A 702-nucleotide genomic window follows, 5' to 3' on the forward strand; every position below is an offset into this window, starting at 1 on the left:
CTACGGAGCTATACGAAAAGTATCTTGAAAAATGCGAGAAATACTTAGATAAGAAAAAAATTGAAGGTATAGCTATACCACAACAAAACCAGGATTTAATGTTGGGGTATTTTTCGAATGTCATTGAACAAATAACTCCAAAACTATCTGAAAGCTTCATTATTGAGTATGAGCAGACAATAATTTCTCTATCTAAAGAAAACCCGATTCTGGCTTTTCAGCTTAGAGGTAAAGATATGGCTACAAAATTGGTTTCTCTACAAAGAGTATATTTAGAGCAACTACAACAGTCTGAAATATTTACGTCTAATAAAAGTCTTGGTGGTTTTCTTAAAAGTCAAATCACGGAAGTTCACTCGAAAGGCTTGAATGAGATTCTTGATTTGCTCAATCAGGAATTAAAAACGGTATCTAAAGCGTGCGGATTTATTCACTATCTGCAAATTAGGAAAATAACGAATAACCGTTCAAAACCATCTTTAGACCTTGATGACATTGGTATCGATGAACTCTTTGATGGGTTATTGTCGGCGTATTCCCATCATGTGAAATTAGAAAATATGCACACGGGTAACAACGGCTAACAAGGCGTTCAAGAGGGATTCGCAACGCGTAGTATTTTCGTTATGCGTTGATTTTATTAGTTTTTAGTGCAATGCGGTGAGTTGGTAGTTGCGTTGCTCACCCCTTAACGCGGCGTTA

General features: G+C 36.3%; 1 protein-coding gene. It reads left to right on the plus strand.

Annotated elements, in window-relative coordinates:
* Positions 1 to 584 (plus strand): hypothetical protein (locus FKN93_RS18005; protein WP_249374236.1); only part of this gene is annotated, 584 nt, incomplete at its 5' end.
* Positions 585 to 702 lie beyond the last annotated feature (118 nt).

The sequence above is a fragment of the Vibrio sp. A8-1 genome, from assembly GCF_013048685.1.
Classification (GTDB): domain Bacteria; phylum Pseudomonadota; class Gammaproteobacteria; order Enterobacterales; family Vibrionaceae; genus Vibrio; species Vibrio metschnikovii.